This window comes from Azohydromonas lata NBRC 102462 (assembly GCF_001571085.1).
Taxonomy (GTDB): domain Bacteria; phylum Pseudomonadota; class Gammaproteobacteria; order Burkholderiales; family Burkholderiaceae_C; genus Azohydromonas; species Azohydromonas lata.
Genome location: NZ_BCTC01000108.1, coordinates 1 through 19962 on the forward strand (window position 1 = coordinate 1; position 19962 = coordinate 19962).

Annotated in this window: 19 protein-coding genes; 10 read left to right on the plus strand and 9 right to left on the minus strand. The window is 69.1% G+C overall.

Annotation, left to right across the window (positions count from 1 at the left end):
• The 3 genes from ALA01S_RS25165 to purU all read right to left on the minus strand — a co-directional run.
• Nucleotides 1-707, minus strand: a 707-nt coding sequence (locus tag ALA01S_RS25165) for a serine dehydratase beta chain (protein ID WP_174548656.1), incomplete at its 3' end; no start/stop codon positions are given.
• Nucleotides 704-1108 carry a dihydroneopterin aldolase gene (gene folB / locus ALA01S_RS25170; RefSeq protein WP_169806011.1) on the minus strand — a complete coding sequence of 135 codons (405 nt, stop codon included), beginning with the start codon at nucleotides 1106-1108 and terminating at the stop codon, nucleotides 704-706. The genes ALA01S_RS25165 and folB, both read right to left, overlap by 4 nt.
• An 11-nt stretch (nucleotides 1109-1119) precedes the next feature.
• Nucleotides 1120-2013, minus strand: a complete 894-nt coding sequence (purU, locus tag ALA01S_RS25175; protein WP_066342060.1) for a formyltetrahydrofolate deformylase — start codon at nucleotides 2011-2013, stop codon at nucleotides 1120-1122.
• A gap of 309 nt (nucleotides 2014-2322) precedes the next feature.
• On the opposite strand from purU, the gene ALA01S_RS25180 reads away from it, so the two are divergent.
• Both ALA01S_RS25180 and ALA01S_RS25185 read left to right on the plus strand, forming a co-directional pair.
• Nucleotides 2323-2565 carry a CBU_0592 family membrane protein gene (locus ALA01S_RS25180; protein ID WP_066342061.1) on the plus strand — a complete coding sequence of 81 codons (243 nt, stop codon included), beginning with the start codon at nucleotides 2323-2325 and terminating at the stop codon, nucleotides 2563-2565.
• A gap of 56 nt (nucleotides 2566-2621) precedes the next feature.
• On the plus strand, nucleotides 2622-6107 hold the full coding sequence (locus tag ALA01S_RS25185; RefSeq protein ID WP_066342062.1) for a pyruvate carboxylase: 3486 nt from the start codon (nucleotides 2622-2624) through the stop codon (nucleotides 6105-6107).
• Between the two features lie 106 nt (nucleotides 6108-6213).
• On the opposite strand, the gene ALA01S_RS25190 is transcribed toward ALA01S_RS25185, so the two are convergent.
• Nucleotides 6214-6663 carry a hemerythrin domain-containing protein gene (locus tag ALA01S_RS25190; protein WP_066342063.1) on the minus strand — a complete coding sequence of 150 codons (450 nt, stop codon included), beginning with the start codon at nucleotides 6661-6663 and terminating at the stop codon, nucleotides 6214-6216.
• 331 nt (nucleotides 6664-6994) lie between these two features.
• On the opposite strand from ALA01S_RS25190, the gene ALA01S_RS25195 reads away from it, so the two are divergent.
• The 4 genes from ALA01S_RS25195 (at nucleotide 6995) to ALA01S_RS25210 (ending at nucleotide 10764) form a co-directional block, all read left to right on the plus strand.
• Nucleotides 6995-9271, plus strand: coding sequence for a nitric-oxide reductase large subunit (locus ALA01S_RS25195; RefSeq protein WP_066342064.1), 2277 nt, complete (start codon nucleotides 6995-6997; stop codon nucleotides 9269-9271).
• 66 nt (nucleotides 9272-9337) lie between these two features.
• Nucleotides 9338-9805 carry an RrF2 family transcriptional regulator gene (locus ALA01S_RS25200; protein ID WP_066342065.1) on the plus strand — a complete coding sequence of 156 codons (468 nt, stop codon included), beginning with the start codon at nucleotides 9338-9340 and terminating at the stop codon, nucleotides 9803-9805.
• Between the two features lie 48 nt (nucleotides 9806-9853).
• On the plus strand, nucleotides 9854-10498 hold the full coding sequence (locus ALA01S_RS25205; RefSeq protein ID WP_066342066.1) for a cytochrome c oxidase subunit 3 family protein: 645 nt from the start codon (nucleotides 9854-9856) through the stop codon (nucleotides 10496-10498).
• Nucleotides 10495-10764, plus strand: a complete 270-nt coding sequence (locus ALA01S_RS25210) for a cytochrome C oxidase subunit IV family protein (protein WP_066342067.1) — start codon at nucleotides 10495-10497, stop codon at nucleotides 10762-10764. The genes ALA01S_RS25205 and ALA01S_RS25210 overlap by 4 nt, the downstream gene beginning before the upstream one ends.
• Here the strand turns inward: ALA01S_RS25210 and ALA01S_RS25215 are convergent.
• Nucleotides 10750-11631: an EamA family transporter gene (locus tag ALA01S_RS25215; RefSeq protein ID WP_066342068.1), complete on the minus strand. Its 882-nt coding sequence runs from the start codon at nucleotides 11629-11631 to the stop codon at nucleotides 10750-10752. The genes ALA01S_RS25210 and ALA01S_RS25215 overlap by 15 nt on opposite strands.
• 221 nt (nucleotides 11632-11852) lie before the next feature.
• Between ALA01S_RS25215 and ALA01S_RS25220 the strand changes: the two genes are divergently transcribed.
• Entirely contained in the window at nucleotides 11853-12074 is a 222-nt protein-coding gene (locus tag ALA01S_RS25220; RefSeq protein WP_066342069.1) for a hypothetical protein, read from the plus strand.
• Nucleotides 12075-12153: 79 nt separating this feature from the next.
• On the opposite strand, the gene ALA01S_RS25225 is transcribed toward ALA01S_RS25220, so the two are convergent.
• The 4 genes from ALA01S_RS25225 to ALA01S_RS25240 form a co-directional block, all read right to left on the minus strand.
• Complete coding sequence (locus ALA01S_RS25225) at nucleotides 12154-13173, minus strand: TRAP transporter substrate-binding protein (RefSeq protein WP_066342070.1); 1020 nt, start codon at nucleotides 13171-13173, stop codon at nucleotides 12154-12156.
• Between the two features lie 83 nt (nucleotides 13174-13256).
• Nucleotides 13257-14198: a dihydrodipicolinate synthase family protein gene (locus ALA01S_RS25230; RefSeq protein WP_066342071.1), complete on the minus strand. Its 942-nt coding sequence runs from the start codon at nucleotides 14196-14198 to the stop codon at nucleotides 13257-13259.
• A gap of 70 nt (nucleotides 14199-14268) precedes the next feature.
• Complete coding sequence (locus tag ALA01S_RS25235) at nucleotides 14269-15246, minus strand: ribokinase (RefSeq protein WP_066342072.1); 978 nt, start codon at nucleotides 15244-15246, stop codon at nucleotides 14269-14271.
• A gap of 2 nt (nucleotides 15247-15248) precedes the next feature.
• The gene (locus ALA01S_RS25240; RefSeq protein WP_084267932.1) at nucleotides 15249-16019 is read right to left on the minus strand and encodes a GntR family transcriptional regulator; all 771 of its coding nucleotides are present in this window, start codon (nucleotides 16017-16019) and stop codon (nucleotides 15249-15251) included.
• A 277-nt stretch (nucleotides 16020-16296) separates the two neighbouring features.
• On the opposite strand from ALA01S_RS25240, the gene ALA01S_RS25245 reads away from it, so the two are divergent.
• The 3 genes from ALA01S_RS25245 to ALA01S_RS25255 form a co-directional block, all read left to right on the plus strand.
• Nucleotides 16297-17547, plus strand: a complete 1251-nt coding sequence (locus ALA01S_RS25245; RefSeq protein WP_066342073.1) for an MFS transporter — start codon at nucleotides 16297-16299, stop codon at nucleotides 17545-17547.
• Between the two features lie 51 nt (nucleotides 17548-17598).
• Nucleotides 17599-18681 (plus strand): mechanosensitive ion channel family protein, encoded by a 1083-nt coding sequence (locus tag ALA01S_RS25250; RefSeq protein WP_066342074.1) that lies wholly within the window; start codon nucleotides 17599-17601, stop codon nucleotides 18679-18681.
• Nucleotides 18682-19255: 574 nt separating this feature from the next.
• On the plus strand, nucleotides 19256-19962 hold a 707-nt coding region (locus ALA01S_RS25255), incomplete at its 3' end, for a serine dehydratase beta chain (RefSeq protein WP_174548657.1).

A 19962-nucleotide genomic window follows, 5' to 3' on the forward strand; every position in this document is an offset into this window, starting at 1 on the left:
CCTTCCGTCGCGCAGCCGCGCTTCACGCAGTCCTGCATCACGCGCCAGATGCGCAGCAGCCCGGCGTTGATCTCCTCGTCGCTGCGCCAGTGGCGCTCGTTGCGCCGCATGATCTGCGCGATGCTGCAGTCGTAGGCCTGCGTCAGCTCCAGCAGTTGCGCGCCGCTGCTGAAGGGGTAAGGCAGCGCCGGGACGTCCTTCACCAGCACGGGCTTGTGGCCCCCGCCCTCGGCCGCTTCCTGGCCCACGACGAAACCGCCGCCCACCGAGTAGTACTCGCGCCGATCCAGCTCCACGCCGTCCGCGTCGAAGGCGGCGCACTGCATGGCGTTGGCGTGGAAGGGCAGCGTCTTGCGGCGGTGGAAGACGAGGTCGCGCCGCTCGTCGAAGGCGACCTCCCGGGCCCCGAGCAGGCCAAGCCGCCCCTGGCTGCGTATGCCTTCGAGCAGCGCGGCGATGGCGTCCACGTCCACCGATTCCGGCTCATGCCCAAGCAGGCCCAGCAGCACGGCCTTGTCGGTGCCGTGGCCGCGGCCCGTGGAGCCCAGCGAGCCGAAGAGCTGGACTTCCACGCGCGCGCAGCGCTCCAGCAGGCCCAGCTCCCGCAGCCGCAGGCCGAAGAGGCGCGCCGCCCGCATGGGGCCCACGGTGTGCGAGCTGGACGGGCCAATGCCGACCTTGAAGATGTCAAAAGCGCTGATGGTCATGCGGTTTCCCGGGACGTGGAGAAAAACTTGGCTTCCTGGCGGAAGTCGGGGGCGCGCTCGCGCTCGACCACGATGCCGACTTCCGAGCCGGGGAACGGCGCCAGCTTCATCAGCGTCAGCCGCACGTATTGAAGGTCGAACTCCGTCTGCAGCACGGTGCACATGGTCTGCGCCATGGCCTCCACCAGGCGGTGCGGCTGGGTCAGCGCCACGGCGCGCAGGCGCTCCACGATGGCGGCGTAGTCCACGGTGTCGGCCAGGTCGTCGCTGAAGCAGGCGTCGCCGTGCGGCAGATCGAACTCCAGGTCCACGACGATGGGCTGCGGGGCTTCCTTTTCCCAGGCGTAGACGCCGATGCGCGCGTCCATCATCAGGCGGCGCAACACGATGCGGTTGAGCATGCTCATCTCCCTTACAGCACCACGGTGCGCTGGCCGTTGGTGAACACGCGGTGCTCCAGCACGCTGCGCAGCGCGCGCGAGAGCACCGTGCACTCCATGCGCCGGCCCACGTTGAGCAGGTCCTCGGGGCTGTCGGCGTGGTCCACGCGCTCGGTCTCCTGCTCGATGATGGGTCCCTCGTCCAGCTCCGGCGTGGCGAAGTGGGCCGTGGCGCCGATGAGCTTGACGCCGCGCTCGTAGGCCTGGTGGTAGGGGCGCGCGCCCTTGAAGCCGGGCAGGAAGCTGTGGTGGATGTTGATGACGCGGCCGGCGAGCTTGCGGCACAGCTCGTCCGAGAGCACCTGCATGTAGCGCGCGAGCACCACGATGTCGGCCTCGTGGCGCTGCACCAGCTGCAGTAGCGCCGCCTCCTGCGCCGGCTTGGTGGCCGCGGTGACGGGCAGGTGGTGGAACGGCAGGCCGTGCGCCTGCGCCATGGGCGCCAGGTCGGGGTGGTTGGAGACCACGGCCACCGGTTGCATGGGCATCTCGCCGCGCTGCCAGCTGCCCAGCAGGTCCTGCAGGCAATGGTCCAGCTTGGAGACCATGAGCAGCACGCGCAGCGGCTGCGCCAGGTCGTGCAGCCGCCATTCGATGGCGCCGATGCTGGGCGCCAGGCGCGTGAAGTCCTCGCGCATCCGCGCCAGGCCGCCTTCTGTGCCCTCGGCGCGGCGGAACACGGCACGCACGAAGAAGCGGGAGGTCGGCTTGTCGTCGTAGACGGCGAACTGCTCGACGTAGCCGCCGTGCCGCTCCAGGAAGGCCGCCACCGCGGCCACCTGGCCGCAGGCGCTTTCGCACACCACGGTCAGCGCAAAGCGGCTTGGGCTGGCGGACGGGTTCGAGGGCTGTAAGGAATTCGACATGGGATACCTCGCGGGGGAAGGTGGACCAGCGGGGGTCCGCAAGGCGCCAATGTGGCGAACTCGGGCGTCGGCGACTTGTCTATGGCCGACAGGCGATTGACCGATTGCGTCAGCACCTGTCCGGTACGGCAGGGCCTGCGCGGCCCGCGCGGGGCGGCGCACGGCCACTTTCCATGCCGCGGCGGCGGCCCGAGCGCGGCATGTCGCAAACAGACCGCAGACCGACGTTTGGCGCCAAGCCGGTGCGGCCTTGCTTCTTATGCTTGTGCCGATGCACGACACCTTCACCGGCCGCGTGGCCGGCGGGCCATGCCCGGCCTGAGCCTGCTTGACCTCCTGGGCCTGTTGGGCTGCGCCGCCTACGTGGCCGCGCACTACCTGGTGCAGGTGCTGCGCTGGCCGCCTGCGGCGCGCACGCCGGTGCTGCTCAACCTCGTTGGGCCGGCCCTCATGCTGATTTCGCTGGCAGGGGCTTTCAACCTCGCCTCGTTTCTTTCGCAATGCTTTTGGCTGGTGCTCACGCTGGTGGGCTGTTGGCGCCGCCGCCGCTAGGCCCGCTGCCGCCGCGCGCGGCGCGCGCCTGGACACGACAACAACCTGGGACTCCCATGATCCACACGCCCATCCGATCCCTGCTGATCGCCAACCGCTCGGAAATCGCCATACGCGTGATGCGCGCGGCCTCCGAGATGCGCATGCGCACGGTGGCCATCTACTCGCAGCAGGACAGACACGCCCTGCACCGCTTCAAGGCGGACGAGAGCTACCTCGTGGGCGAAGGCCAGAAGCCGCTGGCGGCCTACCTGGACGGCAAGGACATCCTGCGCGTGGCGCTGCAAAGCGGCGTGGACGCCATCCACCCCGGCTACGGCTTCCTCTCCGAGAACCCCGACTTCGCCGAGGCCGTGATTGCCGCCGGGCTGCGCTGGGTCGGCCCCTCGCCCCAAGTCATGCGCACGCTGGGCAACAAGGTGGCCGCGCGCTACGCGGCCGTGGCCGCCGGCGTGGCCGTGATGCCCGCCACGCCGCCGCTGCCGCGCGACGCCGCCGAGTGCCTGCGCCTGGCCGAGGAGGTCGGCTTCCCCGTGATGCTCAAGGCGAGCTGGGGTGGCGGCGGCCGCGGCATGCGCGTGATCGAGCGCGCCGCCGACCTGCCCGGCGCGCTGGAAGCCGCGCGCCGCGAGGCCCTGGCCGCCTTCGGCAACGACGAGGTCTACTTCGAGAAGCTCATACGCCACGCCCGCCACGTGGAGGTGCAGATCCTGGGCGACATGCACGGCAACGTCGTGCACCTGCACGAGCGCGACTGCACCGCCCAGCGCCGCAACCAGAAGGTGGTGGAGCGCGCCCCGGCACCCTACCTGGACGCCGGGCAGCGCGCGGCGCTGTGCGACAGCGCGCTGCGCCTGATGCGCTCGGTGGGCTACACGCACGCGGGCACGGTCGAGTTCCTCATGGATGCCGACAGCAGCCAGTGCTACTTCATCGAGGTGAACCCGCGCATCCAGGTCGAGCACACGGTGACGGAGATGATCACCGGCGTGGACATCGTCAAGGCGCAGATCCGCATCAGCGAGGGCGCGCACATCGGCCTGCCCGCGCTCGACGACCGGCCCAGCGCGGGCGTGCCGGCGCAGGCGGACATTGCGCTCAACGGCCACGCACTGCAGTGCCGCGTCACCACCGAAGACCCCGAAAACGGTTTCTTGCCAGACTACGGGCGGCTGGCCGCGTACCGCAGCGCGGCGGGTTTCGGGATTCGGCTGGACGCCGGCACGGCTTACGGCGGCGCGGTCATCACGCCCTACTACGACTCGCTGCTGGTGAAAGTCACGGCCTGGGCGCCCACGGCGAGTGAAACCACGCAGCGCATGGACCGCGCGCTGCGCGAGTTCCGCATCCGCGGCGTGGCCACGAACCTGCAGTTCCTGGAGAACCTGATCAACCACCCGGCCTTCGTGGCCGGCGAGATCACCACGCGCTTCATCGAGAACACGCCGGAGCTGCTGGCCTTCACCGCGCGGCGCGACCGCGCCACCAAGCTGCTGGGCTTCCTGGGCGAGATCGCCGTGCACGGCAACCCGGAAGTGCGCGGCCGCACGCTGCCGGCGCTGCCGCTGCCCAAACCCGTGCTGCCGCGCGTGGACGCCAACACCCCGCCGCCGGACGGCACGCGCCAGCTGCTGCAGCAGCTGGGCCCGCAGCAATTCGCGCAGTGGATGCTGGCGCAGCAGCGCGTGCTGATGACGGACACCACGCTGCGCGACGCGCACCAGTCGCTGCTGGCCACGCGCATGCGCACGGCCGACATGCTGCCCATCGCGCCCTACTACGCACGCGCCCTGCCGCAGCTCTTCTCGCTGGAGTGCTGGGGCGGCGCCACCTTCGACGTGGCGCTGCGCTTCCTGAAGGAAGACCCCTGGGAGCGCCTGGCCCAGCTGCGCCAGCGCGTGCCGAACGTGCTGTTCCAGATGCTGCTGCGCGGCGCCAACGCCGTGGGCTACGCCAACTACGCCGACAACGTGGTGCGGCACTTCGTGCAGCAGGCCGCCGCGGGCGGGATTGACCTCTTCCGCGTGTTCGACTCGCTCAACTGGGTGGAGAACATGCGCGTGGCCATGGACGCGGTGCAGGAAGCCGGCGCGCTGTGCGAAGGCACGGTCTGCTACACGGCCGACCTGTTCGACGCCTCGCGGCCCAAGTACGCCCTGAAGTACTACGTGGACATCGCGCGGCAGTTGCAGCGCGCGGGCGCCCACATCCTGGCCATCAAGGACATGGCCGGCGTGTGCCGGCCGCGCGCGGCCAAGGCGCTGGTCAAGGCGCTGAAGGAGGAAACCGGGCTGCCCATCCACTTCCACACCCACGACACCAGCGGCGCGGCCGCGGCCTCGGTGCTGGCGGCCATAGAAGCCGGCTGCGACGCGGTGGACGGCGCGCTGGACGCCATGAGCGGCCTGACCTCGCAGCCCAACCTGTCGGCCATCGCCGCGGCGCTGGCCGGCACGGCGCAGGACCCGGGGCTCAACGCGCAGGCGCTGCACGAGGCTTCAACGTACTTCGAGGGCGTGCGGCGCTTTTACGCGCCCTTCGAATCCGAGATCCGCTCCGGCACGGCGGACGTGTATCGCCACGAGATGCCGGGCGGCCAGTACACCAATTTGCGCGAGCAGGCGCGCTCGCTGGGGCTGGCGCACCGCTGGAGCGAGGTGTCGCAGGCCTATGCGGACGTGAACCGGCTCTTCGGCGACATCGTCAAGGTCACGCCCTCGTCCAAGGTCGTGGGCGACATGGCGCTGATGATGGTGGCCAGCGACCTCACGCCCGCGCACGTGCAGGACCCGGCGCGCGAGATCGCCTTCCCCGAGTCCGTGGTGCAGCTCTTCAAGGGCGAGCTGGGCTTTCCGCCGGACGGTTTCCCGCAAGACCTGACGCGCAAGGTGCTGCGCCTCTCGGCCGACGAGCCCGTGCCCACGCCCTACCGCCCCGGCGACCACACGCCGCCGGTGGACCTGGAGGCCGCCCGTGCCCAGGCGGAGGCCGACTGCGGCCAGCCGCTGGACGAGCGCCAGCTCTCCTCCTGGCTGATGTACCCCAAGCAGATGCGCGAGCTGTGCGAGCACCAGCGCCGCTGGGGCGACACCTCGCAACTGCCCACGCCGGTGTTCTTCTACGGCCCGCAGCCGCAACAGGAGATCGCCGTGGAGATTGACCCCGGCAAGACGCTGCTGGTGGCGCTGCAGTCGGTGAGCCCGGACGGCGAGGCGGCGCAGAAGGTGCAATTCGAGCTCAACGGCCAGTCGCGCACGGTGCGCGTGCAAAGCGCGCAGGCGGCAGGCGCGGGTGGCGCCCGCCCGCTGGCCGATCCGGGCAACCCCAACCACGTGGCCGCCCCCATGCCGGGCGCGGTGGTGGCCGTGGCCGTCGCGCCGGGGCAGGCGGTGCAGCCCGGCGACACGCTGCTGGCGCTGGAGGCCATGAAGATGGAAACGCACATTTGCGCGGAGCGCCGCGCGGTGGTCGAGAAGATCCTCGTGGCCGCCGGCGACCGGGTGGAGGCGAAGTCGCTGCTGATGGTGTTGAAGGCGCAGTGATCCGTGCGCCAGCCCGCCACCTGACGCTGCTTGGGCCCTCAGGCACGCACAAGATTTTTCGGCGGCAAGGTCGGCTCTCCCCGGGCCTCCCAAGCCGGGTTCCGGTTCAGGACATGGGCAACGGCGACCTGTGTGCGGGCGTGGCCAGGTTGCGCTCAACGGCCGGGTAGAAGTCACGGTCCTCGCGCTGCATGCGCTCGAACACGCTGCGCAGCACCTGGTTGGCTTGCGCGCGAAAGCCGTCCGGGTCGGCGCGCACCTGGGCGGCCGTGTTCCATTGCCGTGCGAAGGCGGTGTAGGCCGCGGCGATCGAGGCCATTTCGACCTGGAACTGGCGTCCAAGCTGCGAAAGCTGCCGGTTGTTCGCCGCTTCGAGCGCCGGGTACAGCGTGTGGTCTTCCGCGGCCAAATGCAGCTTGATCACGCCGCTCATGGACACGACGAGCCGTGCGATCTGGTCGGCGTGTTCGACGATGCCGGCATGCGCATGCCGCCGAAGCTGCGCGATGGCGTCGAAGATCTGGGTGTGCTGATCCTTGAAGCGGTCGATGTTCACAGGAGGGCTCAGTAAAAGGTGCAACGAAAATGCATCTTAAACGAGCCTTCCCGCTCGCGCCAGGCAAAGGGGCGCACGGGCCAGGGTCAGCCGCCAGACGGTGCGGCGTTCCTTGAACTGGTTCAAGGAAACGGGTGGGTCCGGTCCCTACATTAGGTGCATTCCAAATACACCTTTACCCAACCACCACGGAGCCCTGATGACCCAGCCACCTCCGCTGCGAGCCTCGACGTTCGCATCACCCGGCGCGCAACGCCCCACCCTGACGGCCGCTGCTGCGGCGCCTGCGGCGGCGCTTGAGCGATCCACCAGACACGCACCAGGACATGCCATGAAGGCCAACAGCAGGCTGTGGCGCTGGCTCGGCCTCATTTTCGTCCTGTCGTTCGGGGCCCTCGGCTACCTCGGATGGCAGATCTACCTGTTTGCGCCGCCCATCCCGAAGGCGGTCGCCACCGCGGACGGCGCGGTCCTCTTCACCGGCGAGCAGATCCAGCGCGGCCAGCAGGCCTGGATGGCCGCCGGCGGCCAGCAACTGGGCACGGTGTGGGGCCACGGCAGCTACGTGGCGCCGGACTGGTCGGCCGATTGGCTGCACCGCGAAGCCGTGGCGCTGCAGAAGATCCGCGCGGCGCAGCACGGCGGGGGCCAGGTGCTCGGCGACGACGCCCGGGCCCTCGTGGACGCGCAGGTGCGCAACGAGATGCGCCGCAACACCTATGACGACGCCACCGGCGCCGTGCGGGTGTCGCGGGAGCGGGCCCAGGCCATCCGTGAAGTCGCCAGCCACTACGAGGCGCTGTTCGGCAGCGAAGCGTCGCTGGCCACGCTGCGCGAGCAGTACGCGATGACGGAAGGCGCGCTCCCCGAGAAGGCCGACCGCCAGGCGCTCGCCGCGTTCTTCTTCTGGTCGTCGTGGGCGGCCAGCACGGACCGCCCGGGCGAGGCGGGACTGTCCTACACCAGCAACTGGCCGCACGAGCCGCTGGTGGGCAACACCATGTCGACGTCGGCGGCGATGTGGTCGATGGTGAGCATCATCCTGCTGCTGGCGGGCATCGCCGCGATGCTGTGGCTGCACGGCCGCGACCAGCACGACGAGGAGGCCCAGCCGCCCAAGGCGGACCCGTTCCTGGGCCTCAAGGCCACGCCGTCGATGAAGGCCACGCGCAAGTACTTCTTCATCGTCATCGCCCTGATGCTGCTGCAGATCGCCATGGGCGCCATCACCGCGCACTACGCGGTGGAAGGCCAGGCGTTCTTCGGCATCCCGCTGGCGCAAGTGCTGCCCTACGTCACCAGCCGCACCATCCACACGCAGATCGGCATCTTCTGGATCGCCACGGCCTGGCTGGCCACGGGCCTGTACATCGCGCCGCTGCTCTCCGGCCAGGAGCCCAAGCTCCAGAAGCTCGGCGTCGATGCGCTGTTCTGGGCCTTGATCGTCGTGGTGCTGGGCTCGACCCTCACGGGCTGGCTGGGCACGCTGCAGCACCGGGGCGTGGACTTCTCGTTCTGGCTGGGCAACCAGGGGCTGGAGTTCACCAGCATGGGCCGCGTGTGGCAGCTGCTGCTGTTCGTGGGCCTGCTGTTCTGGGTGTTCCTGCTGGGCCGCGCCTTGTGGCCGGCGCTCAGGCGGCCGTCGGAGAGCCGCGGCCTCATCGCCATGGTGTTCCTGTCGGCCACGTGCATCGGCGGCTTCTATGCCACCTCGCTGACCTGGGGCCAGCACACCCACTACTCGATGATCGAGTACTGGCGCTGGTGGCTGGTGCACCTGTGGGTCGAAGGCTTCTTCGAGGTCTTCGCCACCGCCGTCATCGCCCTGATCTTCACCCACCTCGGCCTGGTGCGTCCGGCCAGCGCCAACCGCGCCATCGTGGCCGAAACCATCGTGTTCCTCTTCGGCGGCATTCTGGGCACGCTGCACCACCTGTACTTCACGGGCACGCCGACCTCCGTGATCGCCGTGGGCGCGGTGTTCTCGGCCCTGGAAGTCGTGCCGCTGACGCTCATCGGCCTGGAGGCGATGCAGACGTACCGCCGCTCGCGCGCGGTGCCCTGGCTGGACGCCTACAAGTGGCCCATCCTGTGCTTCGTCGCCGTGGGCTTCTGGAACACGGTGGGTGCGGGCCTGCTGGGCTTTGCCATCAACCCGCCCGCGGCGCTGTACTACGTGCAGGGCCTCAACATGACGGCGGCCCACGGCCACGCGGCGCTGTTCGGCGTCTACGGCATGCTGGGCATCGGGTTGCTGCTGTTTTGCCTGCGCGGGCTCTTCGAGCGCTCGCTGCACGCGGACCGGCTGCTCAAGCCCGCCTTCTGGGGCCTCAACGTCGGCCTGGCGATGATGGTGTTCATGTCGCTGCTGCCCGCGGGCATCTACCAAGCGTGGGCCAGCGTCACCCAGGGCCTGTGGTACGCCCGCTCGCCCGCGGTCATCCACTCCGGCGTGATGGAGACCCTGGTGTGGCTGCGCGTGCCTGGCGACATCGTCTTCGCCGCGGGCAGCCTGTTCCTCGCGCTGTACGCTTGGCGGCTGCTGCGGCCGGCAGCCAGGCGCAAGGCGCCGCGGCCTGCGCTGCCCATCACGGCGGCCCGGCAGTAGAAACGCACGGGAGGGCCCCAGCCCTCCCTTTCACATCCAGACGAGAAACACACCGAGCGCCCTGCCATGAAGCTCACCGCCTTCACCGACTACAGCCTGCGCGTACTCCTCTACCTGGCCGCGAACTCAGGCCGCAAGTCCACCATCGCCGAGATCGCCACGGCGTTCGGCATCTCCGAGCACCACCTCGTCAAGGTCGTGCACTTCCTGGGCAAGCAGGGCTGGATCGCCACCGCCCGCGGCAAGGGCGGCGGGATGACGCTGGCCATGCAGCCCAAGGACATCTGCCTTGGCCAGGTCGTGCGCGACACGGAAGGCACCGCGGTGCCCGCGGAGTGCTTCGAGGCGGGGGGCGGCCACTGCATCCTCTCCGGCTGCTGTGAGCTCAAGGGGCCGCTGGCAGAAGCCGTGAACGCTTTCTACGGCGTACTGGACCGCTACTCGCTGGCCGACGTGATGACCAACCGCCGCGCCCTGGCGCAGGTGCTGACGTTCCACCCGTCGCCAGCCGCGCCCGGGATGGCAACCGCCTGAAGCGCCGCTGCACACCAGCCCTTTGCGGATGGCAGGGAGATCACCAGCATGTTCATTCCCGGAAGCAACCTGCCCGTCGGGCCAAGCCCGCAGGGACAGGCGGATGCGGCCCTGCAGCCGCCCGCGCAAGCTGCGGACGATCGCCGCTTGAGTGGCGACATCACGATGTGGTGCGTCATCGCGCTGGAGATGCTCACGTTCGGCCTGCTGTTCGTCGTGTACGCGGTCGCCAGGGGGCAGGACCCATGGGTGTTCCGCACGGGCCAGTCCACCCTGGATTTGCGTCTGGGTGCCCTCAACACGGTGATCCTGCTGACCGGCAGCTGGTGCGCTGCGCGGGGCGTGCAGGCGCTGCGCAGCGCCAGGGCGACCGCGGGCGCACGGTGGCTTTGGGGCGCCGCGGCCTTGGGCACCGCCTTCCTGGTCGTCAAAGGCTTCGAGTACCAGCAGAAGCTGCACGCCGGCTATGGCCTGGAGAGCGACGACTTCTGGATGTTCTATTACCTGCTGACCGGCTTTCACTTCATGCATGTCGCCGCGGCGGTGCTCATCGTTGCGGCGGTCGCTTTTCTCGTGCCGCGCCGCCCCTGGGGGCCGGCCGACACGCAGGCCCCTGAAACGGCAGCCGTGTTCTGGCACATGGTGGACTTGTTGTGGGTGGTGCTCTTCCCTCTGGTGTACGTGCTGCGATGAACCTCCCTTGCAAGCGGATCGATGCGCTGTGGCTGGCAACCCTGGTGGCCACGGGCATTTCGTGGTGGGTGGGGGAGTCGCCCCATCGCACCGGCGAAGGCTGGCCCGTGGCCATCGTCTTTGCGCTGTCGCTGGCCAAGGGACTTGCCATCGCGCTGGACTACATGGAACTGCGCGGGGCGCCAGCTTTGTGGCGGCGGTTCGTGGTGGGCTGGTTGCTGTGCGTGATCCTGGCCGTCGTGGCCGTACGGCTATGGGCTGCCTGAGCCAGCCTTGCTCAACGCCCCCCGCCGCCCCCAACCGTTGATCGCCAGCGAAGCAAAGATGACGGCCCCGCCGGCCAGCAGGCGCGGCAAGTCGGCCTCGCGGTTCCAGATCAGCAGGTTCACCACCAGCCCGGCGGGCACATGCAGCTCGTTCATCACGGCCAGCGTGCCGGCGTCCACCTGGGTGCTGCCCAGCACCCACCAGTACATGCCCAGCGCGGTGGCGAACAAACCCATCCAGGCCAGCACGCCCCACTGCACGGCGGTCTGCGGCAGCTTGGCCGGGTTGCCGAACAGCCAATAAGACGGCAGCGCCAGCAGCAGCGCGCCCAGGAAGAAGTGGCCGAAGAAGCGGTGCAGCGGCTGCGGTGTGGGGTGGCGCGCCAGCAGGTGGCGGCACAGCACCTGGCCCGCGGCGAAGGTGGCGTTGGCGACCTGCAGCAGCACGAAACCCCACAGGTAGTCGCCTTCGAGCTTGTGGAAACGGATGATGGCCCCGCCCCCCACGGCCACCGCCGCGGCCAGCAGCGCGCGGCGGTTGAAGCGGCCCTCCAGCGCGTCGTCGATGAGCGTGACGTAGAGGGGCGTGAGCACCGTGAACAGCAGCACCTCCGGCACCGTGAGCACGGTGAAGCTGCGGTAGAGGCACAGGTACGTGATGCCGAACTGCAGCGCCCCCGCCACCCAGAAGCCCGCCACCAGGCGGCGCGGCAGCCCGCGCCACACCGTCAGCGGAACGAACACCGCCGCGGCGATGGCCACGCGGACGAGCACGGCGAAGTCGCTGTCCACCCGGCCGGCCAGGTACTGGCCTATGAGGCTGAAGGAGAATGCCCACAGGACGGTCACGACGGCGAGGTAGGGCATGGAAAAGACGGCCTCAGGGAAAACCGCAGATTTTCCCCCGGCCGCCCCGCCTTGCCCGTCACGCCGCCGCAAGCGTCGTCGGTAAGCCCGCGCAAGTCTCGCCCCCACACCTACGGGTACAGACCCTAGGTTGCCCAAAGGCTTTGACACCCATCAAACCTTGCCTGACGCAGCAAACTAGATTTCAACGGCGAATTGAAATGAACCAAGGAAGTACGCCCATGCCTTGCCTCGACGAATGCTGGCGTGAAGGTTTCATGGCCGGCGAGTTATTCATCAAGCAGTGCCCTTACAGCGGCAATTCCCTGGAAGCCCGCCATTGGCGCAACGGCTGGTTGGAAGGCGCGGCCAAATGCGTTGGGCTGGATTACCACAGCACGCCGGTGATTCTCGACCCCTCGCCCTTTGCCGGCCAAAGCCTGGGCGCCACAGCCGCTGGATGAAGTGCCGGAAAACAGGACTTCATCCCACATGAACGCGGGCGGGAATGCCGCATTCCCGCTCTGCCACTGACCGCGGCGCTTATTTGGCGCGGACCTTGGCCAGCTCCGCGTTGAGCTCGTTCATCAAGGGCTCGCCCACGTCCTTGGAGTATTTGTCCACCACGGGCTTCACTTTTTCCCGGATGCGGGCCACTTCGGCGGGCGGCAATTCGGCCACCTTCATGCTGCCCTTGAGCACGCCCAGCGATTTCTCGTCCTCAGCGCGCGCATATTTGCGCTGGTAGTCCTGCGATTCGGTCAGCGACTGCTGGATGACCGCCTGCTCGTCCTTGCTCAACTTGTCCCAGCTCTTTTTGCCCATCAGGATGGACAGCGGGCTGTAAATGTGCCGCGTGAGCGACAGGTAAGGCTGCACTTCGTAGAACTTGGACAGCTCGATGCTCTTGAGTGGATTTTCCTGCCCGTCCACGGCCTTTTGCTCCAGGGCGGAATACACCTCGGGGAAAGGCATGGGCACGGCGTTGGCGCCCAGGGTGTTGAACAGGTCGATGTAGATCGGCGACTGCACCACGCGGATCTTCAAGCCCTTGAAGTCCTCCAGCTTGGCCACGGGATGGCGGCTGTTGGTGAGGTTGCGAAAACCCAGCTCCCAGTAGCCCAGGGCCATCAAGCCCTTGTCGGCGAGCTTCTCGCCCAATTTCTTGCCTATGGGGCCGTCCACGATGGCGTCCGCCTCGCGGCCATTGGTGAACATGAAGGGCAAATCGAAAACTACGAATTCCTTGACCTGGCCAGACAGCAGGCCGGAGCTCAGGGCCGTCATGTCAATGACGCCGCCCTGCAGCGAGGAAACTACCTGCACGTCGCCGCCCAGGGTGCCGTTGGGAAACAGTTTCACCGCAATCTTGCCGCCGCTTTTCTGGCTGACCAGGTCGGCGAATTTCTGCGCGCCCACGCCAATCGGGTGGTTCTTGTCGCTTTGGAAAGCGAAGCGCAGGGTGTGCTCCTTGATATCGGCGGCTTGGGCCGCCGTGGTGGCGGCCAGCATCAAACCCGCGGCAACGGCGGACGCCAGGGTGGTTTTCAGGACATTACGCATGATTTGTCTCCTGGCCCGCCGCGCATTTGAAAAGGCCGGCGGGCTTGACTGCAAAGAAAAAGCGGATCGGATCGCAGCCTGACTCAAGCCGCCTTGGGCAGGGCGGCAATCTTTTGCCGCATGGCCTGCGTGCCGGCCATGATCTTGTCCAGCACTTCGTCCAGCGCCCAGAATTTCTCGCGAATGTCGTAGGTCACCGCGCGGCAGCGCATGGATTTGAAAGTGCCCAGGCGCTGGTGGTACAGCTTGGCCAGGGCCGGATAACCCATGGATTCGCTCACGGCGGCAATCACCAGGAAGTTATTCACTTCCTCGGCCAGCTCGGGATATTGGGCGCCGGACACGCGCAGCCATTTGTAGAGGTCGGGGTGGAAATTGGTGAACACGCCCGTGAAACCGCGCGAGCCGGATTTCATGGCGTCGTAGGCAATGGCGGCGTTGGCGTTGACCACGGCCAGCGTCGAGCCCTCGGCCATCTTCACGCGGCGCTGCACGGTGGGCAGGTGGCAGGAAACGTCCTTGAGCAGCGCGAAGCGGCCGGTGTCCAGGCAGGCGCTGAGCTCGGCGTCCGACAGCAGCCGGCGGTAAGGGGCCGGACACTCGTACAGGCCCAGCGGCACGTCCTTGGGCAGCTTCTCCAGCAGCCATTTCAAGTTGCCGAGGAAAGTCTCAGTCCCTTTGGCGTGCGGATCCAGGTGGTTGCTGACCAGCACCACGGCGTCGGCGCCGGTGTCGGCGGCGGCGGTGAGCTCCTGCACCTGGCCATGCGGGTCGTCGCTGACGTGGCCGGAGACGACCACCGGCACGCGGCCCGCCACGCGCTGCACCACGAAGCGGCCCAGCGCCGCGCGCTCCTCCAGGCTCAGGAACTGCATCTCGCTGGACTGCGCGACGGCGAAGAGCGCGTCGGCGCCCTGCGCCAGATACCACTCGATCAGCCGCTCCAGCCCGCCGTAGTCGATGCGGTTGTCCTCATCGAAGGGCGTGAGCATGACGGGAATGATGCCCTCTATGGGTCGTGACATGGGGTGCTCCGTGGCAGGCCGCGGCCCGCCGTGAATGGGTCAAAAGAAGAAACGGGTGCGGGCGCCAGCGTCAGGCGCTTGGCCGGGTCGCCAGCAGCGTGCGCGTGGACGCCAGCGTGGGCATGCCGGTGGTGGCGCCGTGGGCGGTGACGGACAGCGCAGCCGCCGCGTTGGCGCAGGCCATGGCGGCGGGCAGCGGCTCGCCGCGGGCCAGCGCGGCGGCCAGGGCGCCGGTGAAGGTGTCGCCGGCGCCCACGGTGTCGGCCACGGACGCCATGCGCCAGCCGGGCACGGCGTGGCCCGCGCCGTCCGCGCTCCACAGCCGGCAGCCGGCGCTGCCCAGCGTGGCGACCACGGCGCCCACGCCGCGCGCCAGCAGCGCCTGCGCGGCGGCGTCCGGCGAGGCGCCGTCCTCCAGGCCCGCCAGCGCCAGCAGCTCGGTCTCGTTGGGGGTGACCACGTCGGCCAGCGCCAGCAGCCCGGCCGGCAGCGCCCGCGCCGGCGCGGGGTTGAACAGCGTGCGCACGCCGTGGGCGCGGGCGATGCGAAATGCCGCCAGCGTCGCTTCGAAGGGCACTTCGCAGGAGGCGATGACCACGCGGGCGGCGGCGATGGTGGCGCTGGCGGCTTCCACGTCCGCCGCCGCCAGCCCCGCCCCCGCACCGGGCGCCACGGCGATGCTGTTGTCGCCGTCCGGGTAAATGAAGATCTGCGCCACGCCGCTGCGCTCGCCCGGCGCCGTCACCACGTGGCGGGCGCTGATGCCCTCGCCGCCCCACAGCGCCAGGCCCATGCGGCCGAAATCGTCGTCGCCGATGCGGGCCACCAGCGCCACGTGCGCGCCCTGGCGGGCGCAGGCGACGGCGGCATTGGAGCCCTTGCCGCCGGGGCTGATGTCGAAGGCGTCGGCCATCAGCGTTTCGCCGCGCGCGGGCGGACGCGGCACGCGGCTCACGAGGTCCACGTTCCAACTGGCGATGCACACGACGTCCGCGGCGCCGTCGCCGCGCGGGGCTTGGGGGCCGGGCCCCGGTACTGCTTGCGTCACGGTCAGGCGTCCTCGGTGTTCTTGGTGTGTTCGGTGGTGTTGGGGTCTTGCAGGCGCTGCGGGTGGTCTTCCAGCCGGAAGGCGATGGCGGGCCGCGGCAGGCCCAGCACGCGGTGTAGCGCGCTGGTGATGTGCAGGTCGATGCGCTCGGCCACGGCCTGCGCGTCGCGCGCCTTGAGCGCCTGCAAAAACCACAGGTGCTCGCGCAGCGCCAGCAGCAGCACGTCGGCGGACAGCGTGGCGCCCTCCAGGCGTATGAGGCGCACGCGCAGGCTGTTGATGCGGTAGGCGTCGGAGATCAGCTCGTTGCCCAGCGCGTCGATCATGAGGTCGTGCAGGCCCCAGTCCACGGTGGTGGCGTCGGTGAGCAGTTGCTCGTCGATGCCGTCGCGCAGCGCGCGGCGCACCAGGGCCCAATGGGCTTCCTCCAGGGCGTCCAGGTCAGCGTCCGAGGCCGTCGCGCAGAAATGCTCGGCCGCATGGCGCTCCAGCACGCGGCGCAGGCCGAAGGCGTTCTTGATCAGCTTGACGTCCACGTTGGCGATCTGCAGCCCGCGCTGCGGCACGGTGCGCAGCAGCCCTTCCGCCTCCAGGCGCGGGATGAGCTCGCGCACGGCGCCCAAGGGCATGTCCAGCAACTGCATCAGCTCGCGCTGCGACACGAACTGCCCCGGCCGGATGTTGGCCTGCAGGATCTGCTGCCTGAAGTTTTCATAGGCCTGCATGCGCAGGCTGGGCGCGGCGCCGTTGGCGCGCACGGCTCGGGTGGGCATGGGTGGTGAGTTGAAGCTGTGTTCTGGCTAACATGTTAGTCTGCTTGCAGAGCACCCTCACCACGGGACAACCCGTAGAGCCTGCGGACCTTGCATCCGGCGGGCGGCCTTGACGCCCGTTGGTCAAGGCCACGTGCCGCTTTTGGCCTCGCCCCTGCGTCGGTAGAAACCCTAGGGCAGCAAGCTTTTGCTGCACTGCAGCACAATTTTTCGGACGCCCGCAGCGGTTCTCGCGGCGGGCGTTCCTGTTTCCAGACTTCCCGCAAGGCCCCCGACCATGAGCGCCACACAGCCGCTGATTTCTCCTCCGACCGTTGCCGAGACGGCGGCCGCGCAGCGCAGGCGGGCCTTCTGGCCCTCGGTGCTGGCGCTGGGCGTGGGCGGCTTCGCCATCGGCACGGGCGAGTTCGTGATCATGGGCCTGCTGCCGGAGGTGGCGCGGGACCTGGGGGTGAGCATTCCGCAGGCGGGGCACGTGATCAGCGCCTATGCGCTGGGCGTGGTGATAGGCGCGCCGGTGCTGGCCGTGCTGGCGGCCGGCTGGCCGCGGCGGGCGCTGCTGCTGGTGCTCATGGCGCTGTTCGCGGCGGGCAATTTCGCCAGTGCGCTGGCGCCGGGCTACCTGTCGCTCAACCTGCTGCGCTTCATGGCCGGGCTGCCGCACGGCACCTATTTCGGCGTGGCGGCCCTGGTGGCCGCCTCGCTGGCGCCGCCGGACCGTCGCGCCAGCGCGGTGGGGCTGGTGATGTCAGGGCTGACCAGCGCGACGCTGGTGGGCGTGCCCATCGCGGCCTGGCTGGGCCAGCACCTGGGCTGGCGGGCGGCGTTCATCCTGGTGGGCGCCATCGCGGCGCTGGCCTGCCTGCTGATACGGCGCGGCGTGCCTGAGCTGCCCGTGCCGCACGGGGCCAGCCCCTTGCGCGAGCTGGGCGCGCTGGGCCGGCCGCAGGTGTGGCTGACGCTGGGCATAGGCGCCATCGGTTTCGGCGGCATGTTCTCGGTGTTCAGCTACATCAAGCCGACGCTGATCGAAGTGGCCGGCCTGTCGCTGGAGGCCATGCCCTTCATGCTGGCGCTGTTCGGCACGGGCATGGTGGTGGGCAACCTGGTGGGCTCGCGGCTGGCGGACAAGTCGCTGCGCGGGACCATCGCGGGGCTGCTGGTGTGGAACGCGGTGGTGCTGGGCGGCTTTGCCTTCGCGGCCGGCGAGGCGGTGACGGCGGCCATTGGCGTGTTCCTGATAGGCACCATCGTCGCCATCGCCCCGGCGCTGCAGATACGGCTGATGGACGTGGCGGGCGAGGCGCAGACGCTCTCGGCCGCGCTGAACCACTCGGCCTTCAACATCGCCAACGCGTTGGGCGCCTGGTTGGGCGGCGTGGCCATCGCGGCCGGGCTGGGCTGGACCTCCACGGCCTGGGTGGGCGTGGTGCTGGCGCTGGGCGGCATGGCGGTATTCGGCGCCTCGCTGTGGCAGGAGCGGCGCAGCACGCAGCGCGAGCACGCGGGCTCGACCAGGCGGCGCTGAGACCGCGGATCTCATCCACCACAGGCACGGGACCTGCCCTCACGGCGCCGCATGCGCGACTGGCTTCCTTCCCCGCTGGATGAATGGCTCTACACCCTGGGCGCGGCACTGCTGGCGCTGCTGGTGGCCGAGCTCGTCTTTTACGTCGGCCAGCGGCTGATACGCCGCGCCGTGCGCGGCCACGCCACGGCCTCGGCCCTGGCCGACGCCGCCCGCCGGCCGGCGCGGCTGGTGCTGCGCACGGTGGCGCTGAATCTGACCTGGCAGGCCGCGCCGGCCGCGCTGCCCGGGCTCACGCCGGTGCAGCGCATCACCGGCATGCTGCTCATAGGCGCCGTGAGCTGGCTGCTGGTGAGCGGCATCAATGCCTTTGGCCGCGCGGTGATCGCGGCACACCCGGTGACGGTGGCGGACAACCTGAACGCCCGGCGCATACACACGCAGGCCCGCGTGCTCTCGCGCACGCTCTCCGGCCTGGTGGGCGTCATAGGCGGGGCGCTGATGCTGATGACGCTGCCCGGCGTGCGCCAGGTCGGCGCCAGCCTGCTGGCCTCGGCCGGCATCGTGGGCATCATCGCCGGCTTCGCGGCGCGGCCGGTGCTGGGCAACCTCATCGCCGGCCTGCAAATCGGCCTGACCCAGCCCATACGGCTGGACGACGTGGTGGTGGTCGAAGGCGAATGGGGCGTGATCGAGGAGATCACCGGCGCCTACGTGGTGGTGCGCATCTGGGACGAGCGCCGCCTCGTGGTGCCGCTGCAGTACTGGGTGGAAAAGCCGTTCCAGAACTGGACGCGCAGCACCTCCACGCTGATCGGCACCGTCTTCATCTGGGTGGACTACCGCATGCCGCTGCAGCCGCTGCGCGATGAGCTCAAACGCGCCTGCGAAGCCACCCCGCTGTGGGACAGGCGCTTTTGCCTGCTGCAGGTCACGGAAGCCGGTGACCGTGCCGTGCAGCTGCGCGCCCTGGTGACCGCCGCCAACAGTGGCCAGGCCTGGGACCTGCGCTGCCACGTGCGCGAGGCACTGCTGGAATTCATGCAGCGCGAGTACCCGCAATTCCTGCCCAAGCTGCGGGCCGAGACCACGGGCGACTCGGCCTCCAGCCCGCGCGCCGGGCTGGATTCATAGGCTCAAAGCCAATACCACACCCGCTGCAACCAGACCGGAACGCGCCGGCTGGCGGGACGGTAGTGCTCGCGAAAGCTTTGAGTGGTGACGCTCGGTTGAAACCTGCTCATGGGAACCTCCTGCGGGCTACTGTATGCGCATACAGCGCTGGTTGCAACCACAGGTGGGTTGTTCGTACCCAACCTGCAACAGGCCATAGGGTGCGCCAACGACACGCCTCCTTCACTCCGTCGATGTCAATCCCCTTTTCGCATGCCGTGTACGAAATCACGATGAAGTCCATCGCAATGGGAGCGCCGGGGCGCAGGCGGTGCGGCAGAGGCGGCACGGGCAACTGTATATAAGAACAGCTGCGCCTTGCGCCTTCGGCGCAGTACGGCAAAGGCATGTCGGAACAGGACAAGTCGCTCCTGCGGACATTTCCGACAGTGGACCCCATGCCCCGCCGCGCACGCGCCGAGGGTTTTCGCAATCTCGCCAGGAGGCCCAAGACCTTGGACACCGCACGCCGCAGCGGCGCTGAGCACGGCGCGCGCGGGGCCCAACGAGTCAACGCCCAACCGCAGGAACCCGCATGAGCATCAGCGTTTTCGACCTGTTCAAGATAGGCATCGGCCCTTCCAGCTCGCACACCGTGGGCCCCATGAAGGCCGCGCGCATGTTCGTGCAGCGGCTGGATTCCTTGGGCGTGCTGGAGCGTTGCGAGCGCATCGAGGTGCAGCTTTATGGCTCCCTGGGCGCCACGGGCCGCGGCCACGGCAGCGACAAGGCGGTGCTGCTGGGGCTGCAGGGGCATGAGCCCGACAGCGTGGACGTGGACGCGGTGCCCGCCCTGCTGGAGCAGGTGAGGAGCACGGGGCGGCTGCTGCTGGACGGCAGGCACGACATCGCCTTTGACGAGCGGCGCGACCTGCTCTTTCACCGCAGGAAGTCGCTGCCCTTTCACGCCAACGGCATGGCGTGCACGGCGTTCAACGCCGCGGGCGTGGAGTTGGACCGGCGCGAGTACTACTCGGTGGGCGGCGGCTTCGTGGTCGGCCAGGAAGCGGCGGCCGACGGCAGCCTCACGCCCGTGCTGATGAAGGCACCGCCGGCCGTGGAGTTTCCCTTTCGCACCGGCGCGCAACTGCTCAACCTGACCAAGGAGCTGAACTGCAGCATTGCGCAGCTCATGCGGCGCAACGAGCGCCACTGGCGCACGGACGAGGAGATCGACGCGGGCCTGGCGCGCATCTGGAGCGTGATGCAGCAGTGCGTGGCGCGCGGCTGCGCCACCGAGGG

Bases quoted from the DNA above. Each gene is read 5' to 3' on its own strand.
- folB (WP_169806011.1), bottom strand. From the start codon at position 1,108: ATGCTCAACCGCATCGTGTTGCGCCGCCTGATGATGGACGCGCGCATC.
- purU (WP_066342060.1), bottom strand. From the start codon at position 2,013: ATGTCGAATTCCTTACAGCCCTCGAACCCGTCCGCCAGCCCAAGCCGC.
- ALA01S_RS25180 (WP_066342061.1), top strand. From the start codon at position 2,323: ATGCCCGGCCTGAGCCTGCTTGACCTCCTGGGCCTGTTGGGCTGCGCC.
- ALA01S_RS25185 (WP_066342062.1), top strand. From the start codon at position 2,622: ATGATCCACACGCCCATCCGATCCCTGCTGATCGCCAACCGCTCGGAA.
- ALA01S_RS25195 (WP_066342064.1), top strand. From the start codon at position 6,995: ATGAAGGCCAACAGCAGGCTGTGGCGCTGGCTCGGCCTCATTTTCGTC.
- ALA01S_RS25200 (WP_066342065.1), top strand. From the start codon at position 9,338: ATGAAGCTCACCGCCTTCACCGACTACAGCCTGCGCGTACTCCTCTAC.
- ALA01S_RS25205 (WP_066342066.1), top strand. From the start codon at position 9,854: ATGTTCATTCCCGGAAGCAACCTGCCCGTCGGGCCAAGCCCGCAGGGA.
- ALA01S_RS25210 (WP_066342067.1), top strand. From the start codon at position 10,495: ATGAACCTCCCTTGCAAGCGGATCGATGCGCTGTGGCTGGCAACCCTG.
- ALA01S_RS25215 (WP_066342068.1), bottom strand. From the start codon at position 11,631: ATGCCCTACCTCGCCGTCGTGACCGTCCTGTGGGCATTCTCCTTCAGC.
- ALA01S_RS25220 (WP_066342069.1), top strand. From the start codon at position 11,853: ATGCCTTGCCTCGACGAATGCTGGCGTGAAGGTTTCATGGCCGGCGAG.
- ALA01S_RS25225 (WP_066342070.1), bottom strand. From the start codon at position 13,173: ATGCGTAATGTCCTGAAAACCACCCTGGCGTCCGCCGTTGCCGCGGGT.
- ALA01S_RS25230 (WP_066342071.1), bottom strand. From the start codon at position 14,198: ATGTCACGACCCATAGAGGGCATCATTCCCGTCATGCTCACGCCCTTC.
- ALA01S_RS25240 (WP_084267932.1), bottom strand. From the start codon at position 16,019: ATGCCCACCCGAGCCGTGCGCGCCAACGGCGCCGCGCCCAGCCTGCGC.
- ALA01S_RS25245 (WP_066342073.1), top strand. From the start codon at position 16,297: ATGAGCGCCACACAGCCGCTGATTTCTCCTCCGACCGTTGCCGAGACG.
- ALA01S_RS25250 (WP_066342074.1), top strand. From the start codon at position 17,599: ATGCGCGACTGGCTTCCTTCCCCGCTGGATGAATGGCTCTACACCCTG.